Origin of the sequence: Frankia sp. ACN1ag, assembly GCF_001414035.1 — a bacterium.
Lineage (GTDB): Bacteria > Actinomycetota > Actinomycetes > Frankiales > Frankiaceae > Frankia > Frankia torreyi.
On sequence record NZ_LJPA01000006.1, the window covers coordinates 204,626 to 231,393 of the forward strand.

A 26,768-nucleotide genomic window follows, 5' to 3' on the forward strand; every position below is an offset into this window, starting at 1 on the left:
GCGTACGTTCAATAGCGTAGATGGTACGCAGATCTAGGATGGCGTCAACGGCGGTGCGGCGAAGGGCGGCTGTCGGATCCCTGACGCGGCGCGGAGGTGACGATGGCCAGGAGCCCCGGACCGGGCGGCGGCCCGGCCAGCGTGCCTGCGGACTCGGGTGTCGTGCCCGCGGCCTCGGGTGTCGTGCCCGCGGCCTCCGCCGTGGGCGGCAGGCCGGAAGCGCCCGGCGTCTTCGCTCTTCCGCCGGCCGTCGAGATGCTCTGGGGGATCCGGGAGCGGCCGAGCCGGGGTCCCCGCCGCGGGCTCAGCCTGGAGCGCATCGTGTCCGCCGCGGTCGACGTCGCGCAGGCCGACGGCATCGGCGCGCTGTCGATGAGCCGGGTCGCCGCCGAGCTCGGCGCCGCGACCATGTCGCTCTACCGGTACGTCGCCGCCAAGGACGAGCTGCTGCTGCTGATGGTGGACGCCGCGATGGGCAGCCCGCCCGGCCCGCGCGAGCCCGACGACGGCTGGCGGGCGGGCCTCAGTCGCTGGGCCCAGGGCGCGCGGGCGGCGTACCACCGTCATCCCTGGGCCCTGCGCGTCCCGATCAGCACCCCGCCGCTCGGCCCGAACATGGTCGCCTGGATGGACGACGGCCTGCGCTGCCTGGCGCACACCCCCCTGACCGAGCAGCAGAAACTGTCCTCGGTGCTACTGCTGAGCGGTTTCGTCCGCAACGAGGCGACGCTGTCCGCCGACCTCACGGTGGCGTCCGGCGGGGAGAAGATGATGCCGGGCTACGGCGCGCTGCTCTCGCGGCTCATCGATCCGGCGCTGTTCCCCTCGTTGCAGCGCGCGATCGATTCCGGCTCGCTCGACGATGACGACGACATGGACGGCGAGTTCGACTTCGGGCTCGCCCGCCTGCTCGACGGCATCGCCGTGCTCGTCGACCGCCTCGCCGCCACCTGAAAGCCGCGGCAGATGCGTTCTCGGCGCTGTGGACGACCGCACCACCCGCGCCCTCGGACTACTGCTGATCTCGCCTCCGCCAGGCGAGCTACCTTCCCGGGGCGACCGCGACCTCCGCCCCGGGCGCGTAGGTCGTCACATTCGGCGGAATCGCCTTGAGCTCATCGATCTTGGCGCAGGCCGGGCACTGTGCATAACCCGACTGGCGCTGGCGGTTCGCCTCCGCGTCGGCTTTCGCCTCGGCGACTCGTGCCTGTGCCTCGGCAATCCGTGCAAACGCGGCCTGGGCGCTGTTCACGGCCCCCTGGACGTTCGCCGGCAGGGTTACCCGGGCGAGGGTGAATCGCAGGTTCTCCAGGAACGGGCCACCGAGATTGGCGTTGAGGTCGGTCGCCAGCGACTTGTTGATCGCGTTCTGGACGGCCTGGATGTTGCCGTTGCTCGACGCCGCGTTGAGCGTCGTCGAGGCCCCGGCCTGCTGTTGCGCGCCCATCTGGACCAGCGCGCAGGAGGAGACGAGGTCGGCGCAGGTGAAGTTGTTGATCTGCTCGCGAAGGTCGTTGTCGATGACCGGTCGGATGATGGCGCCGAGGAACGCGGACCAGCCGTCGTCGCCCGACCAGGCGTAGTAGAGCTTCCCACCCTTGCTCGCCAGCGGGAACTTCCGGGTGCCGAACTTGTCATCGAACTGGCGCAGGACATTGTGGTCGAGATTGAGAGTGAAGTAGAACGTTCCCTCGATCCCCATACTCACCCCGTCCTTCGACGGTGTCGTCACGACATCGACCGTGCCCCGGTCGCTCTCACCGACAACGGACGTGATCGTGTAGTAACGCTGCTGTGCCGGATAGTTGTGCGTCGAGGAATACATGCCGGCGTAGGTCAATGACGAGGCGGGATCGATGATCTGGCGGATCCGGTGATTGTCGAACGGGCCACCGTTGCGGACCACCGCGATCTGCCCGCCCGACGTCGACGCGAACGAACCGAGCGCGCTCGCCCCCACGACCAGACCGAAGACCACCGCCAACACGCCGACGACGGCAGCGGCTCCGATCCCGACACGCCTGCCTGATGGCACACCCACTCCCTTGATCGATGCGGCTCGTCGCCAGTATGTCCGGTTTCCGCGGTCGAATCGCGGGACTGTCCGGTTCTCGACCCAGGCGTCGTGCTGGGTCGCGGCGGCGGCCGGCCAGCCGGCTCCAGGGGACCGACACCAGGGGACCGGCACCAGGGGATACGCGAAGTGGTGACGGATCGTCATCCACATCCCGGACGACATCGAGGGTCGTGACGACAGGCGGGCATTTCCGCGGCGCGGCGGAGATCTGGCATTCCCGTTCCAGCCGGGTCTCGATCTCGTCCCGCTCGGTCTTGATCCTTCGTCCCCGGGGAGGTATACGCGCCCCATGATCCCTACGTGGCGCATTCTCCTATAATGCGGGATGTCGGGCGGCGAATCGGCGAAGGACGCCGGTGTGGGGCGACCGGCGATCCCGGACGGGGAGAAGCACATGCCTGGTGACCTGCGGCGGAACCCGGCGACAGGTGATGGGGCCGCGACCGGCGATCAGGCCGGGCCCGGCGGCGCCGACGGCGGGACGATTCTCATCCTCACGCTCGGCTACCTGATGGTCGCCGCGATGCTGGTCGTCGTCGTGACCGACGTGTCCGCCGTCTACCTGGCCCGCCGTTCGGTCGCCTCGGCCGCGGACGGCGCGGCGCTCGCCGCCGCGCAGCGCATCGACGAGAACGCGATCTACACGGCGACGGACGCCTTCCAGGAGCTTCCGCTCGCGGACATCAACGCGACCGTCGAGCAGTACCAGCGGCAGTCCGACCCGAGCGGCCGCACGACCCTCACCTCCAGCCTCGTCGACGCGACGACGGTGGAGGTGGAGGGTTCGCGCCTGGTCGACCTGCCGGTCGTGGGCTACCTCGGGGTCGGGCCGGTCACAGTGCGGGCCGGGGCACAGGCACAGTCGGTGGTCCGCCAGCCCGCTGCACCATGACGCCGGACGGGCCGGGGACGCCGAAGCGCGCCGCCGGCCGCTGCGGGTCCCGGTCGGCCTCCCAGCTTTCGTGCAGCCAGGGGGTGGTGGCGTCGACGAGATCGTCCAGGCCCTGCCCGGTGCGCAGGTCGGCCAGCTCGGAGACGTCGCGCACGAGCCGGGCCAGCCACTGCGCCGGCCGACCGGTGGACAGGGTCACCGCCTGACCGGCGTAGGCGGCGGCCTCGTCCCGGTCGGGGATCTCCCGGGCGAGCGCGGCGCGGGCCTGCGCCATCCGCACCGAGACCACCATGCCGGTCTGGCCGGAGCCGGCGATGAGCGTCTCGGCCCGCTCCAGGTGCGGTGTGGCCTCGTCTGCGGCGCCCACGGTGGTCAGCGCCTCGGCGCAGGCCAGCGCGAGGTCCGCCGGGGAGTAGGTCTCCAGGGCGAAACCGGGGGAGCCGAAGTCGTCGTCGTCGAGGCGTTCCATCGTCTGCCAGGCGCGGGCGACCGCGTCGCGCACCCCGGGGGTGTCGCCGGTGGCCGCGCACGCGCTCGTGACGACCTTGCCGGCGATGAGCGCGCGGGTGGGGCTGAACCCGGCTATCCGCGCGGCCACCCCGGCGATCTGCAGGGCGACCGCCGGGCTGTGCGGGCGGACCATCCGCGCACGCAGGGCCAGTGCCCGTGCGGCGAGCGGCCCGTCGCCGGCGGCGCGGGCGAGGGCGGCGGCGCGGTCCGCCCGGGTGGCGGCGTCGGCGTGCCGGCCGCGGTCGTACGCCACAGCCGCCGCGGCGGTCGTCACGGCGGCGTGCAGGCGCATCCAGTCCAGGGCGGCCCGCCCGCGTAGCCGGTGCTCGCGAGGCACCGTCCTGGTGGTGCGTTCGAGTGGGACGAGGGCGGCGGCCGTCGCGCTGAGATCGGTGGTCTCGTAGGCGTCCACCGCGGCGCTCAGCGCGGCGGCGCAGGCGTCGTGCAACCCGGCGGCGTCCGCGGTGGCGTCGGCTCCCAGGCTCATGGAGCCGACCGCCGCGAGGCCGGTGGCGACCAGTACGGACCGTCGGTTCGAAACTTCGGCCACGATGGCACCCTTCGCGCTCGGGTGGGGGTGATCGCGCCGCCGTCTACCTGCCGGCGAAGCGCGACGGGACGGTGAACCGCCAGGTCTAACTGCGTACCCCGGTTGGTCTGCTGACTGAGCTGGGTTCCCATGGCGGCCTCCCTCGCTTTCCCTGACAAGCGGCCCGGCACTGACTGTTCCGCCTCCTGGCGGCCCGCATTAACCGTGTGTCCGTGTTCGTTGGTCTCCTGACCATGACCTGGTGGCGGCCCGGCGACTGGCGGGACCACGTTGCCCCGCGGGACCACGTTGCCCCGCGGAACCAGATGCCCGGCGCATTCGTCGGCGAAGCGCCGTGGTCAAAGATATCGTTCGGGAACGACAAACGCCCGGGGTCGTGTGCGCTCGGCGATGTGGGACAGATCTCTCCGCGGATTGGCATCGACCAGCGTCCCGGCGGTGGCCCGTCGGGGTGGGTGGTGCGGTTACCGTCAGGATTGTCCGCGGTGCGGGTGTCGGTTGGCCGGATATTCACGAGTCCGCATCCCGTGTTTCAGGATGATGTCGCCACGCCTTTGCATGTTTCATCGATGTGGCTTTTCACGACCGCTGCCCGGTGTCGGCGCGACGGCGGCGGGCGGTGTTGGCCGCGGTCGCCGGCCATCTGCGGCGGTCGGTTGGTTCGTAGACGGACGATCTCCCGCCGCCCCGATCGGCCCCGCGCCGAGGGACGGCCGGCCCGGCCGCCGTGGTCCGCCGCGGTCCGTCGCGGATCGGGTCAAGATCAGTCCTGCCCGTGGTCGGCGGGAGGCGCCGGTAAGGTGAACACCATGGCCGTCGACCTGTCCGAGGAGATCAAGCAGCTCGATGCAACGCTGAGCGGCATCGAGTCCGTTCTCGACGTGGAGGGGCTGCGCCGTCGCGCCGAGGAGCTGGAGCGGCAGGCCGCGGATCCCGACCTGTGGTCCGACCAGGACCGGGCGCAGGTCGTCACCCGGCGCCTGTCGTCGACCCGCGGCGACATCTCCCGCGTGGAGGGGCTGCGCCGCCGGCTCGACGACATCGCCGCCGCCGCGGATCTCGGCGACGACGACCTGCTCGCCGAGGCCGCGGCCGATCTGCCGGCGCTCAGCGGCGACATCTCCGCGCTGGAGGTGCGCACCCTGCTGTCCGGCGAGTTCGACGAGCGGGATGCGATCGTGCAGCTCTCCGCGGGTGCCGGCGGCGTCGACGCCGCCGACTGGACGGCGATGCTGCTGCGGATGTACCTGCGCTGGGCCGAGCGCCACGGCTACCCCACCGAGGTCTTCGATACCTCCGAGGCCGAGGAGGCGGGCCTGAAGTCCGCCACCTTCCAGGTCAAGGCCCCCTATGCCTATGGGACGCTGCGCAGTGAGCACGGGGTGCACCGGCTCGTGCGCATCTCGCCGTTCGACAATCAGAACCGGCGGCAGACCTCCTTCGCCGGCGTCGAGGTGACCCCGGTCGTCGAGCTGTCCGACCACGTCGACATCGACGACAAGGACCTGCGGATCGACATCTTCCGGTCCTCCGGCCCGGGCGGCCAGGGGGTCAACACGACCGACTCGGCGGTCCGTATCACCCACCTGCCCACCGGCATCGTGGTCACCTGCCAGAACGAGCGCAGCCAGCTTCAGAACAAGGCCGCCGCGATGATCGTGCTGCAGGCGAAGCTCCTGGAGCGCCGCCGCGCCGAGGAGGCCGCGGCGAAGCAGCGCATCACCGGCGGCCCCCAGGACGTCTCCTTCGGATCGCAGATCCGCAACTACGTCCTGCATCCCTACCAGCTCGTGAAGGACCTGCGCACCGACACCGAGACCTCGAACACCGGCGGTGTGCTCGACGGTGAGCTCGACGATTTCATCGATGCCGAGATCCGGTGGCGCCGGGCCGTCGAGAACCAGGCGTGAGAATACCCGCCCCAACGGCCGGTGCTGTTCCCGTCTGCTCTCCAGGCCCGCGCGGGTCGGTCGATCGAAAATCTTATCCGCCGCCCCGGCCGGCAACTTTCGCGTTTGTCGGTCATGCCTTCCGGGGGATCGCCCATCCGTGTTCCCCCGATTTACCGGGTGCCTTTGAATGCGACCGTAGCCGCGATGAACACCCGGTGAAATGGCAGTGACCCGTCCGGCGGCCTGATCCGGGCCGTGTAGCGAGTGGGTCGGGACCGTGCAGACCACCCTCGGGTGACGTCTCCGGCGGATCTCCCGATGCCATTGGCACGCCCGGTATGCGCGTGTAGAGTCCCGGGTAGTTCGCGGACCGTTCGATGTTTTAGTTTCGGCCTCCTGGGCTGGTTCGCGCACTACTTCACTCGATGGGATGTTCGCCCGTGTCACCTGTTCGTCCACGATTGCGCACCGTCGTCGCGGAGGGAGTACGGCCTGTGTCCCTGCAGATGAATGCACACAGGTATATGCACGGAAATGTCCAGCTCGATCCGGGCGTGACGGCGATCGTCGCGGGTACGGGAACGAGGTGACCACCCTGGCGACTGCGCTGCCCGGTGCCGCCTCCGGCGTGCTGGACGAGGCGCCCCCGATGCCCCTGCCCGTCCTGATGTACCACAGCGTGGGTGACTCCGTGAGTGCCGACTTCCGGAGCTGGGAGGTCCCGCCGGGCGTGTTCGCCGAGCAGCTCGGCGCGCTCGCGGCCGGCGGCTACCACCTCACCGGGCTCACCGACGCCCTCGCGCACCCGCACCGCCGGCAGGTGGCCATCACCTTCGACGACGGCTTCGAGGATTTCGTGACGACGGCCCTGCCGGCCTTGCAGACGGTCGGCGCCGGCGCCACCCTCTACATCCCGACCGCCTACGCCGGCCGGCGCGCCACCTGGCTGGACGGCTACAGCGAGCGCAATCTCCCGTTGCTGGGCTGGGCCGACCTGGCCGACCTCGCGGGGGAGGGCATCGAACTGGGCTCGCACGGTCATCGCCATCTCGAACTGGACGTGGTGCCCACGGCGCTGGCCCGCTATGACGTGACTGCCAGCCGGCGCATGATCGAGGAGAAGACCGGACGCAGCCCGGACAGTTTCTCCTATCCATTCGGATACCACTGCGCGTCGGTTCGGCACGTGGTCGCGGCGGCCGGATTCGATTCGGCCTGCGAGGTCGGTTACCGACTGCATCAGCCGACCCAGTCCCGTTTCGGCATCAGTCGGCTGGTGGTGGACCGGGCGGCCGGGGCGGCCGACATCCTGCGCCTGGTTTCCCTCGGGCACCGCGACGCGTTCACGAGTGCCCGCCGCGGGTTGCGGTCCGGCTGGCGGGCCTATCGCGCGGCGCGCTGGCGGCTCGGCCGGGGCGGCTGACCGCCGATCCGGCAACGGAGCGGCGGAAACGTGCCCAGGCGGAGGCGCACGTCGTTTTCCGATGACGTCGTTTTCCGATGACGTCGTCCGACCGCCTCCGGTGAACGGCGAAAAGCCCACTCAGGCGATCGCTAGCCGGTAGCCCCGCTTGATGACGGTCTCCACCGCGCGGCCGGCCGGGCCGAGCGCCGTGCGCAGGCGGGCGACGGTCATCTCCACCGCGTGTTCGTCCGTCAGCCCCGCGGTGCCCGTGCGGCGCAGCAGCTCCGCGCGGGAGAGCACCCGACCGGGACGCTCGGCGAGCGCGTCGAGTACCGCTGCCGTCTTCGGTGCCAGCATCACCGGCTCCCCGTTGACGATCACCGCCGTGCCCTGCACCCGCAGCACGTGTCCGGCAGCCTCGACGGTGCGCACCCGCCGACGCGGCAGCTCGTCGGCCAGCGTGCGCACGAGCGCTCCCAGGCGGTAACGCTCCGGCGTCACGACGGGGATCCCCAGCCGGACGAGCGGCGCGGCACACACCGGTCCCACGCAGGCGGCCAGCACGTCGGCGCGCAGCGCGGCCAGCGTCTCGTCGAGGCGGCCGGCCTCCCGTGCGGTCCCCAACAGGCTCAGCACGGCCGGCGCGCTGGTGAAGGTCACCGCGGACACGCCGCCGGTGACGATCAGCTCCACCATCCGCCGGACCGGGCGCAGGTCCTCGGGTGGCTCCCACCGGTACACCGGGATCTCGACCACCTCCGCTCCGGCAGCGCGCAGCCCCTCGACCATGTCCGGCAGCGGCTCGCCGTGTAGCTGCACGGCGATGCGCAGGCCGGTGAGGTTGGTGGCGAGGAGATGGGTCATGAGCTCCGCGCCCGACTCCGACCGGGGCGACCAGCACTCGGTCAGCCCCGCCGCCCGGACCGCGCCGGTCACCTTGGGCCCGCGGGTGAACAGCCGGGCCTGTGCCAGCCGATCGCGCAGACCGTCGCCGAGGCCCCAGCCTTCGGCGGCCTCCAGCCAGCCGCGAAAGCCGATCGCCGTCGTGGCGATCACCGCGTCGAGGCGCCCGGCGAGGCAGGCCCGGGTGGCGGCGAGCAGTTGTCCGTCGTCCGCCAGCGGGACGATGCGCAGCGCCGGCGCCTGCACCACCCGGGCGCCGCGCCGTTCGAGCAGGTTGGCGAGCTCGTCGCGGCGCCGGGCCGCGGTGATCCCGACGGTGAACCCGAGCAGCGGAGGCAGCTCCGCCACCGCCGCATCACCGGATTCGGACCGTCCGGAACTGGGGGTTGGCAAGACGACGACCTCCTGGCCTGTGGACCCACGCCGATCTCAGGTCCCTGGCAGGATCAGGCACCCCGATGTCCGGGCGCTTACCCGCAGGCAACGGCGCGGTTAACCGGCGTCGTTCCCGGTCCCGTGACGGCCACCCCGGCCGGGCCGAGAGTCTCACATCCGGCTGTGGCCGGGGGTGCGTGCCTTGTTTCCGCACCGACGTGGACCTGAGTCGGCAGCGACATCCGCCGCTCGTACGGTCAGCGACCGTAGCGGGTTCCGCCGAGGGCGGCGGGCCCCTGGATCGGACCTGGGACAGGGGTGATGCGCGGATGTCTGCTCGGTCGCTGGTGGTCGTCGGTCACGGCATGGTCGGCCATCGGCTGTGCGAGGCGGTGCGGGAACGGGACGCCGGGCAGGTCTGGGACGTCACCGTCCTGGCCGAGGAGCCGCGGCCGGCCTACGACCGGGTCGGCCTGTCGGCCTACTTCACCGGGTCGACGGCGGACGACCTGAGCCTGGTCGCGGCCGGCTTTCTCGATCATCCCCGGCTGCGGGTGCGCCTCGGTGAGCCCGTCGTCGCCGTCGACCGGGCCGTCCGTACGGTGCGCACCGCCCCCGGACACACCTACCGTTACGACGCCCTGGTGCTTGCCACCGGGTCCGTCCCGTTCGTCCCGCCGGTTCCCGGGTGCGAGGCCGCCGGCTGCCATGTGTACCGCACCATCGAGGACCTGGACGCGATCAGCGCGTCGGCGCGGTCGAGCCGTACCGGCACCGGCGTGGTCATCGGCGGCGGCCTGCTCGGCCTGGAGGCGGCGAACGCCCTGCGCAGCCTGGGCCTGACCACCCACGTCGTCGAGTTCGCCCCCCGACTGATGCCCGCGCAGGTCGACGACGCCGGCGGGCAGACGCTGCGCGCCCACATCACCGGGCTCGGGATCGGCGTGCACACCGACACCGCCACGGAGCGGATCGAGGCCGACGCCGCCGGTCGGGTCGCCCGGCTCGTCTTCGGTCGCCACCCCGAGGGCCTGGCCGGCCTCGACGCCGACGTCGTCGTGTTCTCCGCGGGCATCCGCCCCCGCGACGAGCTGGCCCGTGGGTGCGGACTGGCCGTCGGGGAGCGCGGCGGCGTCGTCGTCGACGAGGGTTGCCGCACCAGCGACGAGCACGTCTACGCGATCGGCGAGTGCGCGGCGGCCGGCGGGCGGGTCTACGGGCTGGTCGCCCCCGGCTACGCGATGGCCGAGGTCGTCGCCGACCGGCTGCTCGGCGGCGCGGCGACCTTCACCGGCGCGGACCTGTCCACCAAGCTCAAGCTGCTCGGCGTGGACGTGGCAAGCTTCGGCGACGCCTTCGGCACGACGCCCGGCGCGCTGCCGATCACGTTCGCGGACCCGGTCACCGGGGTCTACAAGAAGCTCGTGCTCTCCGACGACGCGACCAGCGTGCTCGGTGGCATCCTCGTCGGCGACGCCGGTGAGTACGGCACCCTGCGGGCGCTGGTCGGCGCCGTCGGCGCGGTCCCGGACGACCCGGCGCGGCTGATCCTGCCGGCCGGCGACGGTGCCGGTGCCGGCGCCGGGGTGACGCTGCCGGCCGAGGCGCAGATCTGCTCGTGCAACAACGTCACCCAGGGTCAGATCTGCGCGGCGATCAGCGACAACGGGCTGACCGACGTCGCCGGGATCAAGGGCTGCACGAACGCGGGCACGAGCTGCGGAAGCTGCGTGCCGATGCTGAGGACGATCCTCGGCCAGCAGCTCGCCGCCGCCGGCATCGAGGTGTCCACGGCCCTGTGCGAGCACTTCGACCACAGCCGCGCCGAGCTGTTCGAGCTCGTCCGCGTCCGCGGGATCACGACGTTCTCCCAGCTCGTCGCCGAGCACGGGCGGGGCCGCGGCTGCGAGGTCTGCCGGCCGGTGGTCGCGTCGATCCTCGCCTCGATCCACAACGGCTACATCCTCGACGGCGAGCGGGCCGCGCTGCAGGACACCAACGACCACATGCTGGCGAACATGCAGAAGGACGGGACGTACTCGGTCATCCCCCGGCTGCCCGGCGGCGAGGTCACCCCGGAGGCGCTCATCCTCATCGGCGAGGTGGCCCGCGACTTCCGCCTCTACACCAAGATCACTGGCGGTCAGCGCATCGACCTGCTCGGCGCCCGCGCCGAGGACCTGCCGAAGATCTGGAAGCGGCTCACCGACGCCGGGCTGGAATCCGGGCACGCCTACGGCAAGTCCCTGCGCACGGTGAAGTCCTGCGTGGGGGAGACCTGGTGCCGCTACGGCGTGCAGGACTCCACCACCCTCGCCATCGACCTGGAGCTGCGCTACCGCGGGCTGCGGTCCCCCCACAAGATCAAGATGGCGGTCTCCGGCTGTGCCCGCGAATGCGCCGAGGCCCGCTCCAAGGACGTCGGCGTGATCGCCACGGAGCTCGGCTGGAACCTCTACCTGGGCGGCAACGGCGGTCACCGGCCGCGCCACGCGGAGCTGTTCGCCGCCGATCTCGACACCGAGACCCTCGTCCGCTACATCGACCGGTTCCTCATGTTCTACGTGCGCACCGCCGACCGCCTGCAGCGCACCGCGCCGTGGGTGGAGGGCCTCGACGGCGGCCTGGCGCACGTCCGCGAGGTGATCGTCGAGGACGCGCTGGGCATCTGCGCCGAGCTGGACGCGGCCATGGCCCACCACGTCGACACCTACCAGGACGAGTGGAAGGCGACGCTGGCCGACCCGGTGGCGCTGCGCCGGTTCACCTCGTTCGTCAACGCCCCCGACACGCCCGACCCGGACATCCTGCACGTGCTCGACCGCGGCCAGCCCCGGCCGGCCCGCGACGGTGAGCGGGCCGCGCTGATCGCCGGGACGACCCTGCCGGTCGTGCGCCAGCCCGGCCCGCACGAGTCCGTCGCCGCCGCCTCCCCCGCCCCCACCGCGACGCCGGCACTCGCCCTGCCAGACCCCGCCGAGATCACCTGGAGGTCAGCGTGAACTGGACCGATGTCTGTGCCCTGGAGGACCTCACCCCGGACCGGGGGGCCGGCGCGCTCGTCGACGGCGCGCAGGTCGCCGTGTTCCGACTCAGCGACGGGCCGGTCGTCGCGGTCGGCAACACCGACCCGATCTCCCGGGCCAACGTGCTCTGCCGCGGTCTCGTCGGCTCCCGCGGTGCGCGCGCGGTCGTCTTCTCTCCGCTGCACAAGCAGGCGTTCGACCTGGTCACGGGCGAATGTCTGGACGCCGAAGGAGTGCGCATCCCGGTCCATCCGGTCGAGGTGCGGGCCGGTCGCGTCCTGGTCGGCCCGGCGGGCACCGCCCGGCGCATCGCCTGAGCACGTCCGCACGGAAGGCGCGATCCGCCCCGAACGGGCTGGTCAGGCCGCACACTGGGAGAGTCGTCGCGGCCGGGACTCGCGCGCCGGCAGCGGGACAGGCCCGGTAGGGCAACAGCGACGGAGGTGACCGGCGTGGACAGACCCTCCGGGGGTTGGGTGGCGCTCGTCGGCGGCGGGCCCGGCCGGGCGGATCTCATCACCGTGCGCGGACTGCGTCTGCTGCGGATCGCGGACGTCGTGGTGGTCGACCGCCTCGCTCCCCGCGAGCTGCTGGCCGAGACCCGCTCCGGCGCCGAGATCATCGACGCGGGCAAGGCGCCGCACGGCCACAACCTGACCCAGGACGAGATCAACGCGGTGATCGTCGACCGTGGCCGGCGCGGGCTCGGTGTCGTGCGGCTCAAGGGTGGCGACCCGTTCGTCTTCGGTCGCGGCGGCGAGGAGGCCCTGGCCTGCGCCGCGGCCGGGCTGCCGTGCGAGATCGTCCCCGGGGTGACGAGCGCGGTCGCCGTCCCGGCGCTCGCCGGCATCCCGGTCACCCACCGTGGCATCACCCAGGACGTGTCCATCGTCAGCGGGCACGTCGACCCCTCCCATCCCGGCTCCACCGTCGACTGGGACGCGCTGGCCACGGGGCCGGGGACGGTCGTGGTGCTGATGGGTGTGGCGGCGCTGGCGGGGATCACCCGGGAGCTGGTCAAGCGCGGCCGGCGCCCGGACACGCCGACCGCGGTCATCCACGCCGGGGGCACCGCCGACGAGGTCGTCCTCACCGGCGTGCTGTCGGACATCGCCGAGCTGGCCGCGGAGGCCGACCTCGGCTCGCCCGCCGTCATCGTCATCGGGGACGTGGTACGCCTGCGCGACCAGATCGCCGGCGCCAGGGCTGCCCGGCGTGCCCCGGACCAGCCGGCTGACGAGCGGAGCTGACCGCCTCCTCGGCCAGCGTGCCGGTCGGCATCGCGACGGGAGCAGTGCCTGTCCGAGTTCGGCGTTCCGCCGCGCAGGGGCGAGCACCAAGGGCCCGGAAAGACCAAAATCCACCCTTACGTTAGGGTCGACTTTTCGATGGCGCATTGCCGAGGCGCGGTCGGGAGAATGTAGGCCGCTGCCGATCGAGGGGGTGTTCGGTCTTGGGGACCTCACGGGAGGCCGTCGGATGATCATCCAGGTGATGTTCGCCCGGCGAGCAGCGGATCCCTGCTCCCGGATCCTCCGCGCGCAGCGGCGGGCGGCGTCGGCGGGCCGGCAGCTCCCCGGGCGCGGCGGCCACCTCCGCTCGCCGCTGCTGCCACGGTCGCGGTTGCGGTTGCTGCCACTGTTGCTGCTGCTGGTCATCGGGCTGCTGGCCGCGGGGCTCGGGGCCTGTTCCCGCTCGCCGGAGCCGGCGCCGGCGGGGGTGCACTGGGTGTCCGGCACCAACGGCAACTACCCGACCGACGTGAACGCCTGGGGTACGTTCACCGGCCGCGAGATCGGGGTTGCGGTCGTCTTCACCAGCCGTAAGGACTGGTACAACCTCGTCTCGGCGGACTGGCCGACGGCCGCCTTCACCGAGGACAAGTTCCCCGGCGCACTGTCGATCGCGCAACCGCCGTTCCCCGAGGACGGCGACGAGGCCACCTGCGCCAGTGGCGCCTATGACGCCAACTGGCGCACCTTCGGCGCCACGCTGACGAAGTTCGGCCGGGGCGACGCCTATGTCCGCCTCGGCTGGGAGTTCAACGGCGCCTTCAACTACTGGCACGTGCGCGACGTCGAGACCTGGAAGACATGCTTCCGTCGAACGGTGACCGCGATCCGGTCGACCGCGCCGAAAGTCAGAATCGACTGGAACATGAACGCCCACGCCGACACGCTGCCCGGCAGCGGGCAGGACGTGTGGGATGCCTATCCCGGCGACCAGTACGTCGACGTCGTCAGCATCGACGCGTACGACTTCTATCCCCCGTCGATCAACGAGGCGAGCTGGGGCCGACAGTGCCACCAGCGGTCCGGACTGTGCACGGTGATCAAGTTCGCCCATGATCACGGCAAGAAGTTCGCCGTCCCGGAGTGGGGGGTGGCCTGGTCGAACGGCGGCGGGAAGGACAACCCCTTCTACATCAGNAAGATGCACGAAACGTTCATGGCGAATGCGGCGAACCTGGCCTACGAGGCCTACTTCAACACCTCCGAGCCGGCGAACGTCCTGTCATCGCTGTACAAACCGGACCTGAACCCACAATCCTCGAAGCGCTACCTGGAGCTGTTCGGTGCCCACTGACCCGTGGCCCCACTGACCCGTGGCCCCGTAGCCCACGCGTGCCGGGACCGCCCGCTCGGCGAGGCCGCGGGCGGCTGGCGCCGGCTAGCGCAGGGCGACGATGCGGTCGTCGCCCGGCTTCGGGGCGCCGCGGCCGTCGGTGTTGTTGGTGAGCAGCCACACCGAGCCGTCCGGGGCGGCCACCGCGGCGCGCAGCCGGCCCAGCTCGCCGGTGAACAGCGCCCGCGGCCGGCCTCGCACGGCCGTCCCGGCCAGGTCGAGTTCCCACAGCCGCTGCCCGCGCAGCGCCGCCACGTAGAGGGTGTCGCCGCGGATCGCGATCCCGCTCGGGGACGCCTCCGCGGTGGTCCAGGTGGCCAGCGGGTTGCGCAACCGGCCGCCGTCGGTGTCGCCGGTGCCCTCGACGCCGGGCCAGCCGTAGTTCCCGCCCGGGACGATCAGGTTGATCTCGTCGAGCCTGTCCTGGCCGAACTCGGACGCCCACAGGCGGCCGGCGGAGTCCCAGGCCAGGCCCTGGACGTTGCGGTGGCCGAGGCTGTAGACGAGGGAGCTGGGGAACGGATTGCCCGGCGGGACGCCGCCGTCGGGGCGCATCCGCAGGATCTTGCCGTTGAGGCTCGACCGGTCCTGCGCGCGCGAGCGCACCCCGGCGTCACCGACTCCGGCATAGAGCAGGCCGTCGGGTCCGAAGCGGATCCGGCCGCCGTTGTGGACCGCGGCGTCGGCGAGCCCGGTGAGGATCGGGGTGGGCGCCTCGGCGCGGTCCCCGGACAGCCGGAAGCGCACGATCCGGTTGTCGGTGGCCGAGGTGTAGTAGGCGTACACGAGCCGGTCGGTCGCGAAGCTCGGGGAGACCGCGAGCCCCAGCAGCCCCGACTCGCCGCGGTGGACCACGCCAGGCAGCCTCGCCACCTCGGTCGCCCGCCCGCCGCCCGCCGGCAGCCGAATGATCCGCCCGCTGTCGCGTTCGCTGATCAGAGCCTCGCCGGACGGCAGGAAGGCGACGTCCCATGGCGCGGCGAGCCCCGTGACCACGATGCGCAGCCCCGGCGCGGCCGTCCCTGCCCCAGCCGCCCCCGCTTCCGAGGCGCCCGGCCGGGTTGCCCCCGAACGCGGGCTCGCCGCCTCCCCGGTCACCGGACCCGCGGTTGCCTGTGTGGAGGCGGCCGCGCCGGCGGCGGGCTCGGATCCACCGCCGCACGCGACCACCCCGACCCCGACCACGGCGAGTGCCGTGGTGAGCAGGATCAGCCGGCGGATTCGTTCCCGGCCTTCGCGGCGCGGTCCGGCCCGCCCAAGGCGCCCAGCGAGCACAGGTGCGGACATCGACGCTCCAGGACCGGCAGGAACCGGGCATCGGCGGATTTCACACCCGGACTTTCTCGACTGCCAACGATCGTCGGGGTGCTTGAGTGCCCGGCTTGCACGCGCCCGGGCGATGACGCGCGAAGGCCGGAAGGTGGGCGTCGTGGCCCGAGCGGGGCTCAGGTGGCGTGGCGGACGGCCAGGGCCGTGAGCATCATGATGATCGCGAGGATCGCGAGGATGAGCTGCGGGGAGATCGTGACGGAGTTCCGGCGCAGGTACTCGCGCGACGCGCGGCAGGTGGGGCACCGGCCCTCGATCACCAGACCCGAGCAGCTCGCGCAGACCAGATCTTCGCTGCCCATGCCGCCTCCTTCCCGCTTCCCGCCGCGGCACGTCGACCGCGGATCCGAGGGATCGTCGTAGATCCCTCCCGGGGTCCGGCCCGGCGCCGCGCCGGTCGTTCCCCGCCCGGTCGCCGGAACGGGATCCGGACGATCGACTCCCTCTTACGGTACGCCCGCGGGCGCCCCTTCGCCCTGCCGGCGGGCATTGGGTATCCGCTACCACACGGCGCACCGCTTCGCGGTCTGGCTCGGTTCGCGGTCTGGCGCCGCCAGGGGCTTACGCGGTGCGGCTTGCCGCGTGCGGCCGGCGGTGCGCCAGCCCGGCGGGGATCCGGGCCGAAGCGGCTCGCCCTCGCGTGCCGCGCCGGCCGGCTCCGGCTACGTCCTACCATCTCTGTCACAGAATGTATGCGACCTGATGCTCGACGTGAGGATGGTGTGGTGATCGTCCTGAGCTCGGTGAGCAAGTGGTACCCCAACGGCGCCCGGCCCGCTCTGATCGACGTCAGCGCCGAGATCGGCGCCGGGGAGTTCGTGTTCCTGGTGGGACCGTCCGGATCGGGCAAGTCGACGCTGCTGCGGCTGCTGCTGCGCGAGGATCGCGCAACCAGCGGGCAGGTCATCGTCGCCGGCCGGGACGTCGCCCGGATTCCGGATCGGCGGGTTCCGCAGTTGCGCCGGATCGTCGGCTGCGTGTTCCAGGACTTCCGGCTGCTGCCGAACCGGACGGTGGCGGCCAATGTCGCGTTCGCCCTCGACGTGGTCGGGCGTCCCCGACATGTCGTGCGCAGCGTCGTCCCCGAGGTGCTGGATCTGGTCGGGCTGGGGGAGAAGGCGGACCGCTATCCCGACGAGCTGTCCGGGGGCGAGCAGCAACGGGTCGCGATCGCCCGGGCGTTCGTCGGTCGGCCACGGGTGCTGCTGGCCGACGAGCCGACCGGAAACCTCGACCCGGCTACCAGCATCGAGATCATGAGCCTGCTCGACGCCGTCCACCGCGCCGGCACGACCGTCGTCATGGCCACCCACAACGCGTCCCTGGTCGACGCGATGCGGCGCCGGGTGCTCGAACTCGGCGACGGCGCGCTGATCCGCGACGAGGCCGGCGGCCGCTACGACCAGACCGTGCCGCAGCCCCTGCCGCCGTCCGTACCGCCGCCGTCCGTACCGCCGCCGTCTGTACCGCTGCTGACGCGCACCGGCCCGGTCGGCTGATGCGTCCGGGCCCGCTGGCCTCGTTGCTGTGGACGGGACTGCGCCGCAACCTCGCGATGACCGGGGCGGTGATCGTCACGGTGACCATCTGCCTGGCGATGCTCGGCGCNGGCCTGCTGCTGCGGGCCCAGGTGCACACCATCGACGGCTTCCTGCTCGACCAGATCGAGGTCGTCGTCGACCTCTCCGACGGCATCACCCCCGCCGAACGTTCCGAGCTGGAGGCGGAGATGCGCCGCGACCCGCTGATCGTCGGCGTCCACTACGAGACGAAGAAGCAGGTGTACGAGCGGTTCCGCCGGGACTTCCGGGGCTCGCCCGACGTCGTCGCCGGGGTCGGGCCCGAGGACCTGCCCGCGGCCCTGCGGCTGACCCTGGCCGATCCCCGGGCGTCGCGCGACATCGTCGTCACCTACACCGGGCTCGACGGGGTGGAGGCGGTCCGGGACCAGCGCGCCCTGCTCGATCCGCTCTACCGTTTCCTCGACGCCTTCACCGTCGGCGCCTTCACCCTGGCCGCCGTGCAGGCGCTCGCCTCGTTCGCGTTGATCTACACGATGATCCGGATCTCCGCGCACGGCCGCCGCCGGGAGACAGCGATCATGAAGCTGGTCGGGGCGTCGAACGGGACGATCCGGGCGCCGTTCGTGCTGGAGAGCGCGGTCGCGGGACTGGCCGGTGGGCTGCTCGCCGCCGGCGTGCTGGTCGCGGCGAAGGTCTTCCTGGTGGACGGCCAGTTCGCGCGGCAGACGATGTTCCCGCTGTTCGGCTGGTCCGCGGTCTGGGAGTCGGCGGTCGTGGTCCTCGCCGCCGGCGTGCTGGCCGCCGCGCTGATGGCATCGATCGCGCTGCGCCGCCACCTGCGCGTCTGAGCCGCCGCCGCATGATCGATACAATGGTGGATGGCTGCCCGGCCAAGGCCGTTCGGGCGTGGGGGCGCCGCCAGGACGTAGGTTCGGAAGCGTTCCGCGAACGTGTGGCAAGTGGGAAGAGGGTCGCAGACGGTGCCGAAGGAGACGGGGCGCAAGTCGATCGCGCAGAACAAGCGTGCCCGGCATGACTACGACATCCTCGACACGTACGAGGCCGGGCTCGTGCTGCGCGGCACCGAGGTCAAGGCGCTGCGGGCCGGGCGGGCCTCCCTGGTCGACGGCTTCGCCCAGGTCAGCGACGGCGAGATCTGGCTGCACAACGTGCACATCCCCGAGTACACCGAGGGCACCTGGACGAACCATGCCCCGCGGCGCAAGCGCAAGATGCTGCTGCACCGGGCCGAGATCGAGAAGCTGATCGGCCAGACCCAGGAGGGCGGCCTCACCCTCGTGCCGCTGAGCCTGTACTGGAAGGACGGCCGCGCCAAGATCGAGATCGCCCTGGCCCGCGGCCGTAAGTCCTACGACAAGCGGCACGCCCTCGCCGAGCGGGACGCCACCCGGGAGATCAGCCGGGAGATGGGCCGCCGCGTCAAGGGCCGCTACCGCTGACCGGCGCCGATCCCGAGCGCCTGGCCCAGCTCGACGCCCTGCTGACCGCCGACGGCGGTGCGGTGCTCGCCGCCGCGGCCGCGGTGTACACCGGCGGGAGCGGGAGCGGGAGCGGGAGCGCGGCGCGGGAACTCGCCGTCGGCGCGCGGCTGCGGGCCGAGGGTGTGCCCGCCGAGCTGGTCGCCGCCGCCTTCACCCAGGCGGAGCTGCGGCATCGGGCGGCGGCCAAGTTCGCCCGCGCCGAGGAGATGTTCTTCACCCGCGCCGGGCTGGAGCAGGCGTCCTCCCAGTCCGCGGCCGAACACCGGGCGGCGCGGTTCGCCGGCCGGCGTCGCCTGGCGGACCTGTGCACCGGGATCGGCGGGGACGCCCTCGCCCTGGCACCGGGGCGGGAGATCCTGCTCGTCGACCGGGACCCGGTGCACCTGCGGATGGCCGCGCTGAACGTCGCCGCCCACGGGGCGCACCGAGTCGACACGCTGCTCGCCGACGTCCGCGACGCCGACCTGACCGGTTATGACGGGGCCTTCGTCGACCCGGCCCGGCGTACCAGGGACCGCCGGCTGGCCTCGCGGGCCAGCGAGCCGCCGCTGCCCTGGTGCTTCGCCCTCGCCGACCGGGTCGCGGCCGTGGCGGTGAAGGCGGCCCCGGGCCTCGCGACCGACCAGGTCCCGCCCGGCTGGGAGATCGAGTTCGTCGCCGACGGCCGCGACCTCAAGGAGGCCGTGCTGTTCTCCCCGGCGCTGGCCACGACCGAGCGCCGCGCGACCGTGCTTCACCCCGCGTCGCCTGAGGGGCGGCCGGTCAGCCTGGTGGGCATCCCGGACCCGGCGGAGCCCGGCGGCCCGGTCGCCGCCCCTGGGCAGTACCTCTACGACCCGAGCCCGGCCGTCACCCGGGCCGGCCTGGTAGGTGAGCTCGCGCGCCGGCTCGGCGCCTGGCAGATCGACCCGATGATCGCCTTTCTCAGCTCGGATACGCCCGTCGCCAGCCCGTTCGCCCGGTTGCTGCAGATCTGCGCGAGCCTGCCGTTCGACGTCCGCCGGCTCGCCGGCGAGCTACGCGGGCGCGGGATCGGGTCGTTGGAGATCCGTCGTCGTGGGCTCGCGGGCGACGTCGACGAACTGCGTCGCCGCCTGCTGCCCCGCCGCCGCGATCTGGTCGCCGGCGGTCCGGCCATCACCCTGGTGATGACCAGGCTGCGCGACGAGCCCTGGGCCTTCCTCTGCACGCACTGGTTTCCTGATGCCCGTCCCCTGCCGCGCCCGTCCCTCATCGGATGAACCAGACCCGTAGCCGGCCCTGTCCGTCGTCGCTCGCCTGCAGAATCGTGCCGAGGCTTGTGCGCGGTTTGCCGTATCACGGCGCGGTGAGCCGACCCGTGGCCGCAGCGGTGAGGCAGCCGGCGGCGATGGCGGCGGCCAGGGCGAGTGGCACGACCCGGTCGACGTGCAGCAGAAGGGCGCTGCCGACCAGTGCGCCGGTGAACATGGCCAGGGGCGCGGCCAGCCGGCGCGGAGCGTGGAAGCCGGGGCCGCCGGCCAGCCGTGAGTCGATGACCAGCCCCGTAAGGGTGGTGGTCAGCACATTGGTCGGTACCTCCGGGACCGCCACCCGCCGCGCCGTCGCGTGCTGCAGGCCCATCGCGGCGGCCAGCGGCGCGATGATCCCGTAAGGCCGGTCCGCCCTGCCCTCGCCGGTGAGTGAGGCGGCGATCAGCGCCGCGATGATCAACCCGGTCTGGATGGCCAGGGCGACCGTCAGCCACCGAGCCCCGCGTCCACGGCGCAGCGCCGGGGCCGTGCCTGCCCGCCCCGCGAGGACCGCGCCGGTCAGGAAGCCGGCCAACGCGAGCGCGGACAGGTCCGCGGACAATCCGGGCGCTCCCGCCAGTGCGAACGCGAGGAGCACGACGTTGCCGGTCATGTTCGCCACGAACACCCGGCCGAGCCCGAGAAAGCTGGTCGCGTCGACCAGCCCCGTCAGGCTCGCCAATGCCAACAGCAGCGCCACCTGTCGCCGGTCGCGCGCGGTCGACGGCGTCATCGGCACAGTGTCACCCCGACCTCGAGTCGCCCGGCACCGCCACCGCCGGCCGGGCGGGGCGTGGTGCGGTGCCGGCGGCGGGTGCCGTTACAGGCGCAGGGGACGGATCGGGGCGGCGATCAGGTGCGGCTCCGACTGCCAGTCGACGCCCGGCACGTCGACGTAGAGCTCGATCTCGTTGCCGTCCGGGTCGAGGATGTAGAGGCTGTGCGTGATCGTGTGATCCGACGCCCCGACGATGTCGACGCCCGCCTGCCGGATGCGGGCCAGGACCTCGCGCAGCTCGTCGTCGCTGTCACCGACCTTCAGCCCGAAGTGGTAGAGCCCGATCCGGCGGCCGGCCGGCACCGCCGCCGCGTCCTCGCCGACCTCGATGAGCAGCAGTTCGTGATGCGTGCGGCCGGAGGAGAAGGCCGCCGCGGGCACGCGCAGCGGGTTGCCGGCGGAGTCCGCCGGGGTGGGGAACACCTGCCGCCAGCCGAGGACGTCCCGGTAGAACGCGACCGAACGCTCGATGTTGCGGACGTAGAGGACGAGATGTCCCAGTTCCTTGATCTCCACAGTGGTCTCCCCGGGGCTGGCGGACGGGATGCCGTTGCTCGTACAACTACCACGGGGGGTCCGACATGCCCGCCGCCGCACATCGATTCCGCGTCTGCCCGGCCGGGGAGCCGCCGGCCGTCGTCGACCCGGGCGGCGTCCGCCGGCTGCGGCGCAGGACCCCGGTCGCCAGCGTCCTGCGGTAGCATGGAGTGTCAGGCAAGACAACCGTACCTGGGGGTGATCGGTTTCGACTTCGGACGTCGAGGCAGGGGAAGCGGGCCNAGGATGAACGGTTATCTCGTTAACGATCCGTTCAAAAAAATAGCTGCCAACAAGAAGCAGCCCCTTGCCACTTTCGCCCTCGCGGCTTAAGTACTAGGCAAGCGTCAGCCTGGGAGAGCCTCCGGCCCAGGACCTGACGTCGCTAGGAGGATCACCGACTGACCCGGTCGCGGGGCCAGCCGGAAAATCAAACAGCGACTGAGCCTACGTCGGCTTGCCTGTGAGTCCGACGGGGCTGAGAAACAAGTAGCAGGCTCCGCCCGGAGAAGCCCTGTGTCGGTGCCGGAGGACGCGGGTTCGATTCCCGCCACCTCCACGAGCTGGCCCGCCGTGGTCGCTGGACTTCGTCCAGCTTCCCGGCGGGCCGCGATTTTTCCGGGGGGACGACCCCCCGAACCCCCCGAGTTGGCCCGCCGTGGTCGCCGATCTTCGATCGGCTTCCCGGCGGGCCGCAATGCCTTCCGGGGGGACGACCCCCCGAACCCCCCGGGCTGGCCTGCCGAGGCACGGACCAGATTCCCCGTCCTGGCCACGGTGAGGCTGGGCGGCCCGCGCTACCTCACCATCGGACTGGGCACCGACGAGACGCTGGTCGGCGTCGACGAACCGCTGTCAGCCCCATGTCCATCTGGCTTGCGCTCCCTACCCGCCCTACTCGCTAGTTAGCCGACATCCCTGTCTCGCACCATCTTGGCAGGTAGGGCCAGGAACTGGCCGACCTCCAGCACCCGATTGTTTCCCGCGAGCGCTCCCGCCATACCGTCGAGCAGGGTGTCGGCGCGTGTGGAGCCCGTGGCCTGGGCGAGTTCCAGTCCCATGGCGCGGAAGGCTTCTTCCCCTGCTCTCCGGAGTCCAGCGTCGCTGCGCATCGAGAATAGACCACCAGTAACAGCCCAGCTACGGACATCGAACGCCTCTCTGTCCGAGCCGGCCCGACGGATACTTCCAGTTCCCCGTCGAACCCGAAGATCTCGGGCGTGAGACGTCTGTCTGCGCAGGTCACGGGCCCATCAAGCCGTGAAGTAGACCTTCATGTCCGAGGGAACTTCCCACGTTCCAACACGAGGGAGAGTGGGGTCGTCCGGTCGCCGGCACCCCCCGAGCCGGTGGCCGGACCTGGCCAGCTCACGCGTACCCCGACTCGCCGAGCTGCGTGCTGGCGGGCCACCGCCAATCAAGATCATGTGGAGATGTCGACGTGACGACCTCTGCCGTGATGACCCTGGCCTGGGAGAGTACCTGGTTGGTCCGACCCGACACGCCCATCACCGCCTTCGCCAGGCGCATCCACGGCATCGGCAACGACGACGTCACCGACTTATCCGAACCAGGTGGATGATCCCGAAGAGCACCACCCCCTGGGTGCGAGGTCCTTATGGGGTGCTCGGATCGAACTGCCCGCTCTCGTTGGCGAATGCGACTATTCGAGCAAGCCGCTTGCCGACCCGATTGTGCGTAGGTCGATGTATAAGGCGAGACCGCCGTCCGCCGCCGCCCCGCAGTCGGCTCCGATCACTGAGGTGAGTCAGCGCACCAGGCAAGGGGGGCTCTCACAGTACCTGTATCACCAGGGTCTCCCAGACGTCCAAAACGCCTGTCAACCTGGTTGAGTCGAAAGCGCCGACAACACTCCATGGACACGCCCTGCAGCTTTACCCCCATCAGTTCAATTCAGCTGCCCCGAATGCGCGACCGTGTCGGCGCATTCTTCCACGACAGATGGGACGGAGACCAATGGCGGACAACCAATTCACCGCTCACACGGAACTTTTCGATCTGAGTGGGAAGTACGCCCTTGTCACTGGCGGCACCAGGGGCATTGGGATGATGATAGCGCGCGGCTTCCTCCAGGCGGGCGCCCGCGTCGTCATCAGCTCACGCAAGGCAGACACGTGCGCGGAGGCACAGCATCTACTGTCCGAATTCGGTGACGTTCAAGCAATCTCCGCCGACCTGTCCAGGCACGACGAGTGTCAGCGCCTCGCCGATCTTGTCAAAGTCGACTCGGAACGCCTGGACATCCTTGTCAACAACGCGGGAGCGATGTGGCGCGAGCCGCTGGCGACGTTCCCGGACGAGGCCTGGGACACAGTGATCGACCTCAACCTCAAGTCGCCGTTCTGGCTGGTGCAGGCGCTGCTCCCCGCGCTTCGCAGGGCGGGCACCGCCGATGATCCCGCGCGGATCATCAACATCGGCAGTATCGCCGCCATCCACGTCNCCCAGTCGCCCAACTACTCGTACGCCAGCAGCAAAGCGGCACTCCATCAACTCACCAGAGTGCTTGCCAGAGAGCTGGGCCCACAGCACGTCACGGTGAACGCGGTAGCACCGGGAGTGTTCCCGTCGCAGATGATGGCGTCCACGCTCGATGCCATCGGCGACACGATCGCGGCGGCGGCCCCTTTGCGCCGGCTCGGCCGCGACGACGACATGGCGGGTATCGCCGTGTTTCTCGCTAGCCGGGCTGGGTCCTACCTCACGGGCACCATCATCCCGGTAGACGGCGGCATCGCGACGACCGCATCGGGTACCCCTTAAACTGTGGGACGGGCTTACGGCGAGGGGATGGCCACGATGGATCTGCGCACCGAGATCCGGGAGTTTCTCAGCTCGCGTCGCGCCCACATCGCACCCGAGCAGGCGGGCCTGCCCGCATACGGCAGTAACCGTCGGGTCAAAGGTCTGCGCCGCGAGGAGGTAGCGCTACTGGCGGGGGTATCGGTCGACTACTACGTGCGCATGGAACGCGGCAGCCTCGCCGGTGCCTCCGATGGCGTGCTCGACGCGTTGGCCTCTGCCTTGCAACTCGACGAGGCCGAGCGCGACCACCTGTTCCACCTCGCGCGCCAATCCAGGGCGCCCAGCGGCCCACGCCGGCGTAGGCATGCCGTGACGGTGCGCTCGACGCTGCAGCAGGTGCTCGACGCGATCTCCGATGCGCCGGCCTGGATCGGTAACGGCCGTTATGACGTGCTCGCCATGAATCAACTCGCTCGCGCGCTGTATTCACCGGTGCTGGCCGACCCGCGACGGCCCGCGAACACAGCGCGGTTCGTCTATCTAAACCCCGAGGCGGCCAGAGATTTCTTTGTCGACTACGACCAAATTGCCGGTGACGTGGCCGCGAAGCTACGCATGGAAGCCGGTCGCAATCCGCACGACGAGGAGCTGATCGCCCTGGTCGGCGAACTGTCAACGTGCAGTGAGCTATTTCGGCAGCGGTGGGCATCTCAGGACGTGCGGCTGCACCGGTCCGGCCGCAAGCGTGTGCGCCATCCGATCGTGGGCCAGCTCGACTTGGACGTCGAGTCCCTGGAACTGCCCGCCGAACCCGGCCTGCACCTCAACGTCTACACCGCACCCGCGGGCACACCGACCGCTGACAATTTAGCGCTCCTGGCGTCGTGGGCGGCCACCCAACAGACGCTGGCGACCGAGCTTGAAGCACACAACGGATAGTCCAACCCCTTCAGCCGTACTGGTCAGCGGACCATGACGTGGGGCAACAATCTGCCGGAAGGTAAACACGGGAGTGAGACAAAAATCNGTGTGGACACGCGCATGAACCGTTGAAGATGGCGCTGTGGCGGCGCGATGACGCCCGACGCCGTGTCGATGACGGGCTGATCCATCACAGCGATGCCGGGCCAAGACAACTCGAACGCGATTGCGGAACCGAATCCTCGGACGTCGACCTGCTGTACGTGCTGGCGCCTGACTCGACGCTTGGCTTCGAGATCGTTGATCTCCGAGACGAGCTCGAAATGATCGTCAGTCGCCGCGTCGACCTGGTGCCCAAGTCCCNGCTGAAGTGGGTTATCCGCGATCGGGTGCTCGCGGAGGCTCGGGTCCTCTATGCGGCGTGATGAGCTGTACCTCGTCGACATGATCGAAGCCGCGGCCGCCGCGACGACGTTCGTCCGGGACGTCGACGAGACCGCGTTCGCAGCGAGCGACCTGATCCAGAGCGCCGTTCTACAGAAGCTCCTGGTGATCGGTGAGGCGGCGGGGCGAGTCTCGCCCGAGATCCGCGCGCGCTGGCCGGGCGTGCCGGGGCGGTCCGTCACGGACTTTCGTAACATCGCCGTGCATACATACTTCGAGGTCGACTGGTCCATTGTGTGGCGCATCGCCACGACCGCGCTGCGCGAACTTCAGGAGCAACTGACCATGCTCCTCAAGGCGGAGTTCNCGCTCGTCGCCAGCCAACTCGACCAGCCGCACTGACCACGATCACGGTCACCTGGCGGCCCGGAAGTGCCCGGACCGCCAGGCGTTCGGAACGCTTGCTCTCCTCCGTGGACAATGTTCTGATCGGCACGATCACCGAGCATCGTCCCCGTTCGGGGCCCGCGTAGGCCTTGCTGGGCGACGACGCACGCATAGTCCGCCGGTGTCTACCGCGGTGCTCCCCTCGCCCGTGGCGCCGCTGAAGGCACTGATTGCCCGCCAGCGTCCCCCATCCCCATCGCGACCCAGCGAAGACGGCGTGTTTGACCTCCGCTGGGCGCGCGACGGCCGAGCACTTCGGAAGTACGGCATGGGAGTCCCCAACCGCGCTGACCCACACATCATCTGGCTGCGGATCGGCACCTATGGCATCTACCGCTGAACGTATCCGCAACTGCGGCGAGACCCGGATTTGGCCACCATCGGTTTGGAGTTGGCCTCGCGAGATGACCGCGAGAGGCCGTATGCCCCCGAGGCCTAACACCTCGGGGGGCGCGTGGCACGGGTCTACGTCGCTGCGCAAGGCTGACTCCTGCACGAACCGAACCGATCTCTGCCACCCCCAAGGAGGCACCCTTGACCGACACGAACACCTACGTGCATGTCGACGCTGACACCCGCGAGGTCCGCATCGTCCGCGGTGAGGCCGACAAGGTAGGCGCCATCATCGGCCACCTCGACGCGATCTACCTCACGCCGGGCAGCTACGCCGCCGATCAGGCGGCTGGCTTCCCCGCTCTCGGCGAGGCCACCGACAACCTACTCTCGACCCTTGAAGTCCGCCACGTCAGCGACTGGAGCCCTGTCGGCCAGGGCCTGTACGCCGTGGTCGTTGAGACCGTGCCGGTGCCGACGGCCGGCTGACCCGCCCGAGACCACGAGCGCCCCGGCCTGGATACCAGGTCGGGGACGTCCGCTCGCCCGGAACCCGCGGCCAGTCTGGCCCGATTGGCGCTCGGATGGTCCTATGGCCGATGTCCGGCCTTGCCGGTGCGCCCAGGACGGGGAACGATGCATCCCGAAAAGCCAGACCGACCGGATGGCCCGCTGCCATGCTGCACTCACACCCTCCAGGCGCGAAATCATTGCAGCGCCGA

At 71.0% G+C, this 26,768-nt stretch carries 23 protein-coding genes, 1 other RNA gene and 5 pseudogenes; 21 read left to right on the forward strand and 8 right to left on the reverse strand.

Features of this window, described 5'->3' with window-relative positions:
• Positions 1 to 102 precede the first annotated feature (102 nt).
• Entirely contained in the window at positions 103 to 954 is an 852-nt protein-coding gene (locus tag UK82_RS07430) for a TetR/AcrR family transcriptional regulator (protein ID WP_236705613.1), read from the forward strand.
• Between the two features lie 88 nt (positions 955 to 1,042).
• On the opposite strand, the gene UK82_RS07435 is transcribed toward UK82_RS07430, so the two are convergent.
• Positions 1,043 to 2,035 carry an SPFH domain-containing protein gene (locus UK82_RS07435; RefSeq protein ID WP_236705614.1) on the reverse strand — a complete coding sequence of 331 codons (993 nt, stop codon included), beginning with the start codon at positions 2,033 to 2,035 and terminating at the stop codon, positions 1,043 to 1,045.
• Positions 2,036 to 2,471: 436 nt separating this feature from the next.
• Between UK82_RS07435 and UK82_RS07440 the strand changes: the two genes are divergently transcribed.
• The gene (locus UK82_RS07440; protein ID WP_044887728.1) at positions 2,472 to 2,969 is read left to right on the forward strand and encodes a pilus assembly protein TadG-related protein; all 498 of its coding nucleotides are present in this window, start codon (positions 2,472 to 2,474) and stop codon (positions 2,967 to 2,969) included.
• On the opposite strand, the gene UK82_RS07445 is transcribed toward UK82_RS07440, so the two are convergent.
• A complete protein-coding gene (locus UK82_RS07445; RefSeq protein ID WP_055406704.1) occupies positions 2,911 to 4,029 on the reverse strand; it encodes a hypothetical protein in 1,119 nt (372 codons plus the stop codon). The genes UK82_RS07440 and UK82_RS07445 overlap by 59 nt on opposite strands.
• An 809-nt stretch (positions 4,030 to 4,838) precedes the next feature.
• Here UK82_RS07445 and prfB point away from each other — a divergent pair.
• Together prfB and UK82_RS07455 are read left to right on the forward strand one after the other, a co-directional pair.
• On the forward strand, positions 4,839 to 5,939 hold the full coding sequence (gene prfB / locus UK82_RS07450; protein ID WP_044887729.1) for a peptide chain release factor 2: 1,101 nt from the start codon (positions 4,839 to 4,841) through the stop codon (positions 5,937 to 5,939).
• 568 nt (positions 5,940 to 6,507) lie between these two features.
• Positions 6,508 to 7,344 (forward strand): polysaccharide deacetylase family protein, encoded by an 837-nt coding sequence (locus UK82_RS07455; protein ID WP_052681426.1) that lies wholly within the window; start codon positions 6,508 to 6,510, stop codon positions 7,342 to 7,344.
• A 120-nt stretch (positions 7,345 to 7,464) separates the two neighbouring features.
• Here the strand turns inward: UK82_RS07455 and UK82_RS07460 are convergent, their stop codons facing one another.
• The gene (locus tag UK82_RS07460; RefSeq protein ID WP_055406705.1) at positions 7,465 to 8,622 is read right to left on the reverse strand and encodes a uroporphyrinogen-III synthase; all 1,158 of its coding nucleotides are present in this window, start codon (positions 8,620 to 8,622) and stop codon (positions 7,465 to 7,467) included.
• A gap of 311 nt (positions 8,623 to 8,933) precedes the next feature.
• Here UK82_RS07460 and nirB point away from each other — a divergent pair, with 311 nt between their 5' ends.
• The 3 genes from nirB to cobA all read left to right on the forward strand — a co-directional run bounded on the left by nirB (position 8,934) and on the right by cobA (position 12,880).
• Complete coding sequence (nirB, locus tag UK82_RS07465; protein ID WP_055406706.1) at positions 8,934 to 11,606, forward strand: nitrite reductase large subunit NirB; 2,673 nt, start codon at positions 8,934 to 8,936, stop codon at positions 11,604 to 11,606.
• Positions 11,603 to 11,947, forward strand: a complete 345-nt coding sequence (nirD, locus tag UK82_RS07470) for a nitrite reductase small subunit NirD (RefSeq protein ID WP_044887703.1) — start codon at positions 11,603 to 11,605, stop codon at positions 11,945 to 11,947. Before nirB ends, nirD begins: the two co-directional genes overlap by 4 nt.
• Before the next feature lie 126 nt (positions 11,948 to 12,073).
• On the forward strand, positions 12,074 to 12,880 hold the full coding sequence (gene cobA / locus UK82_RS07475; RefSeq protein ID WP_055406707.1) for a uroporphyrinogen-III C-methyltransferase: 807 nt from the start codon (positions 12,074 to 12,076) through the stop codon (positions 12,878 to 12,880).
• A 1,420-nt stretch (positions 12,881 to 14,300) separates the two neighbouring features.
• Here the strand turns inward: cobA and UK82_RS07485 are convergent.
• Together UK82_RS07485 and UK82_RS07490 are read right to left on the reverse strand one after the other, a co-directional pair.
• Complete coding sequence (locus UK82_RS07485) at positions 14,301 to 15,542, reverse strand: sorbosone dehydrogenase family protein (RefSeq protein ID WP_236705617.1); 1,242 nt, start codon at positions 15,540 to 15,542, stop codon at positions 14,301 to 14,303.
• A gap of 158 nt (positions 15,543 to 15,700) precedes the next feature.
• On the reverse strand, positions 15,701 to 15,886 hold the full coding sequence (locus UK82_RS07490) for a hypothetical protein (protein ID WP_044887705.1): 186 nt from the start codon (positions 15,884 to 15,886) through the stop codon (positions 15,701 to 15,703).
• A 423-nt stretch (positions 15,887 to 16,309) separates the two neighbouring features.
• Between UK82_RS07490 and ftsE the strand changes: the two genes are divergently transcribed.
• The 5 genes and pseudogenes from ftsE to UK82_RS07510 all read left to right on the forward strand — a co-directional run bounded on the left by ftsE (position 16,310) and on the right by UK82_RS07510 (position 19,850).
• Positions 16,310 to 17,083, forward strand: coding sequence for a cell division ATP-binding protein FtsE (gene ftsE / locus UK82_RS07495; protein ID WP_044887733.1), 774 nt, complete (start codon positions 16,310 to 16,312; stop codon positions 17,081 to 17,083).
• Positions 17,083 to 17,192: pseudogene (locus UK82_RS36415) on the forward strand (cell division protein FtsX); the annotation flags it as partial. The gene ftsE and the pseudogene UK82_RS36415, both read left to right, overlap by 1 nt.
• 1 nt (position 17,193) lies before the next feature.
• Positions 17,194 to 17,955: pseudogene (locus tag UK82_RS07500) on the forward strand (permease-like cell division protein FtsX); the annotation flags it as partial.
• Positions 17,956 to 18,087: 132 nt separating this feature from the next.
• Complete coding sequence (gene smpB, locus UK82_RS07505) at positions 18,088 to 18,567, forward strand: SsrA-binding protein SmpB (protein WP_044887707.1); 480 nt, start codon at positions 18,088 to 18,090, stop codon at positions 18,565 to 18,567.
• Between the two features lie 62 nt (positions 18,568 to 18,629).
• Positions 18,630 to 19,850: a class I SAM-dependent methyltransferase gene (locus UK82_RS07510; protein ID WP_083507084.1), complete on the forward strand. Its 1,221-nt coding sequence runs from the start codon at positions 18,630 to 18,632 to the stop codon at positions 19,848 to 19,850.
• 76 nt (positions 19,851 to 19,926) lie between these two features.
• Here UK82_RS07510 and UK82_RS07515 read toward each other — a convergent pair whose 3' ends face one another.
• Both UK82_RS07515 and UK82_RS07520 read right to left on the reverse strand, forming a co-directional pair.
• Positions 19,927 to 20,613, reverse strand: coding sequence for a YoaK family protein (locus tag UK82_RS07515; protein ID WP_055406765.1), 687 nt, complete (start codon positions 20,611 to 20,613; stop codon positions 19,927 to 19,929).
• An 87-nt stretch (positions 20,614 to 20,700) separates the two neighbouring features.
• On the reverse strand, positions 20,701 to 21,174 hold the full coding sequence (locus UK82_RS07520) for a VOC family protein (protein ID WP_055406709.1): 474 nt from the start codon (positions 21,172 to 21,174) through the stop codon (positions 20,701 to 20,703).
• Between the two features lie 215 nt (positions 21,175 to 21,389).
• On the opposite strand from UK82_RS07520, the gene ssrA reads away from it, so the two are divergent.
• Positions 21,390 to 21,757, forward strand: a transfer-messenger RNA (tmRNA) gene (gene ssrA, locus UK82_RS30675).
• A gap of 343 nt (positions 21,758 to 22,100) precedes the next feature.
• Here the strand turns inward: ssrA and UK82_RS33550 are convergent.
• Positions 22,101 to 22,256 carry a hypothetical protein gene (locus UK82_RS33550; RefSeq protein ID WP_157866984.1) on the reverse strand — a complete coding sequence of 52 codons (156 nt, stop codon included), beginning with the start codon at positions 22,254 to 22,256 and terminating at the stop codon, positions 22,101 to 22,103.
• A 380-nt stretch (positions 22,257 to 22,636) separates the two neighbouring features.
• Here UK82_RS33550 and UK82_RS34310 point away from each other — a divergent pair, with 380 nt between their 5' ends.
• The 8 genes and pseudogenes from UK82_RS34310 (at position 22,637) to UK82_RS07545 (ending at position 26,535) form a co-directional block, all read left to right on the forward strand.
• Positions 22,637 to 22,777, forward strand: a complete 141-nt coding sequence (locus tag UK82_RS34310; RefSeq protein WP_199865498.1) for a hypothetical protein — start codon at positions 22,637 to 22,639, stop codon at positions 22,775 to 22,777.
• A gap of 395 nt (positions 22,778 to 23,172) precedes the next feature.
• Positions 23,173 to 23,658: SDR family NAD(P)-dependent oxidoreductase (locus tag UK82_RS36420; protein WP_236705618.1), on the forward strand; the 486-nt coding region annotated here is incomplete at its 3' end.
• Between the two features lies 1 nt (position 23,659).
• Positions 23,660 to 23,979 (forward strand): annotated as a pseudogene (locus tag UK82_RS36425) (SDR family oxidoreductase); the annotation flags it as partial.
• A 27-nt stretch (positions 23,980 to 24,006) separates the two neighbouring features.
• Positions 24,007 to 24,900 (forward strand): helix-turn-helix transcriptional regulator, encoded by an 894-nt coding sequence (locus tag UK82_RS07530; protein ID WP_055406766.1) that lies wholly within the window; start codon positions 24,007 to 24,009, stop codon positions 24,898 to 24,900.
• Positions 24,901 to 25,016: 116 nt separating this feature from the next.
• Positions 25,017 to 25,245: pseudogene (locus UK82_RS42420) on the forward strand (hypothetical protein); the annotation flags it as partial.
• A gap of 1 nt (position 25,246) precedes the next feature.
• Positions 25,247 to 25,307: pseudogene (locus UK82_RS42425) on the forward strand (nucleotidyltransferase); the annotation flags it as partial.
• Positions 25,297 to 25,632: DUF86 domain-containing protein (locus UK82_RS07540; RefSeq protein WP_236705619.1), on the forward strand; the 336-nt coding region annotated here is incomplete at its 3' end. The pseudogene UK82_RS42425 and the gene UK82_RS07540, both read left to right, overlap by 11 nt.
• Before the next feature lie 615 nt (positions 25,633 to 26,247).
• On the forward strand, positions 26,248 to 26,535 hold the full coding sequence (locus UK82_RS07545; RefSeq protein WP_044887715.1) for a hypothetical protein: 288 nt from the start codon (positions 26,248 to 26,250) through the stop codon (positions 26,533 to 26,535).
• Positions 26,536 to 26,768: the final 233 nt, after the last annotated feature.

What these genes read in the sequence shown, in the direction of transcription:
- nirB (WP_055406706.1), top strand. Translation starts at nt 8,934, where the DNA reads ATGTCTGCTCGGTCGCTGGTGGTCGTCGGTCACGGCATGGTCGGCCAT.
- UK82_RS07490 (WP_044887705.1), bottom strand. Translation starts at nt 15,886, where the DNA reads ATGGGCAGCGAAGATCTGGTCTGCGCGAGCTGCTCGGGTCTGGTGATC.
- prfB (WP_044887729.1), top strand. Translation starts at nt 4,839, where the DNA reads ATGGCCGTCGACCTGTCCGAGGAGATCAAGCAGCTCGATGCAACGCTG.
- UK82_RS07530 (WP_055406766.1), top strand. Translation starts at nt 24,007, where the DNA reads ATGGCCACGATGGATCTGCGCACCGAGATCCGGGAGTTTCTCAGCTCG.
- UK82_RS07440 (WP_044887728.1), top strand. Translation starts at nt 2,472, where the DNA reads ATGCCTGGTGACCTGCGGCGGAACCCGGCGACAGGTGATGGGGCCGCG.
- UK82_RS07430 (WP_236705613.1), top strand. Translation starts at nt 103, where the DNA reads ATGGCCAGGAGCCCCGGACCGGGCGGCGGCCCGGCCAGCGTGCCTGCG.
- UK82_RS33550 (WP_157866984.1), bottom strand. Translation starts at nt 22,256, where the DNA reads ATGGGACTGGAACTCGCCCAGGCCACGGGCTCCACACGCGCCGACACC.
- UK82_RS07515 (WP_055406765.1), bottom strand. Translation starts at nt 20,613, where the DNA reads ATGACGCCGTCGACCGCGCGCGACCGGCGACAGGTGGCGCTGCTGTTG.
- UK82_RS07485 (WP_236705617.1), bottom strand. Translation starts at nt 15,542, where the DNA reads ATGTCCGCACCTGTGCTCGCTGGGCGCCTTGGGCGGGCCGGACCGCGC.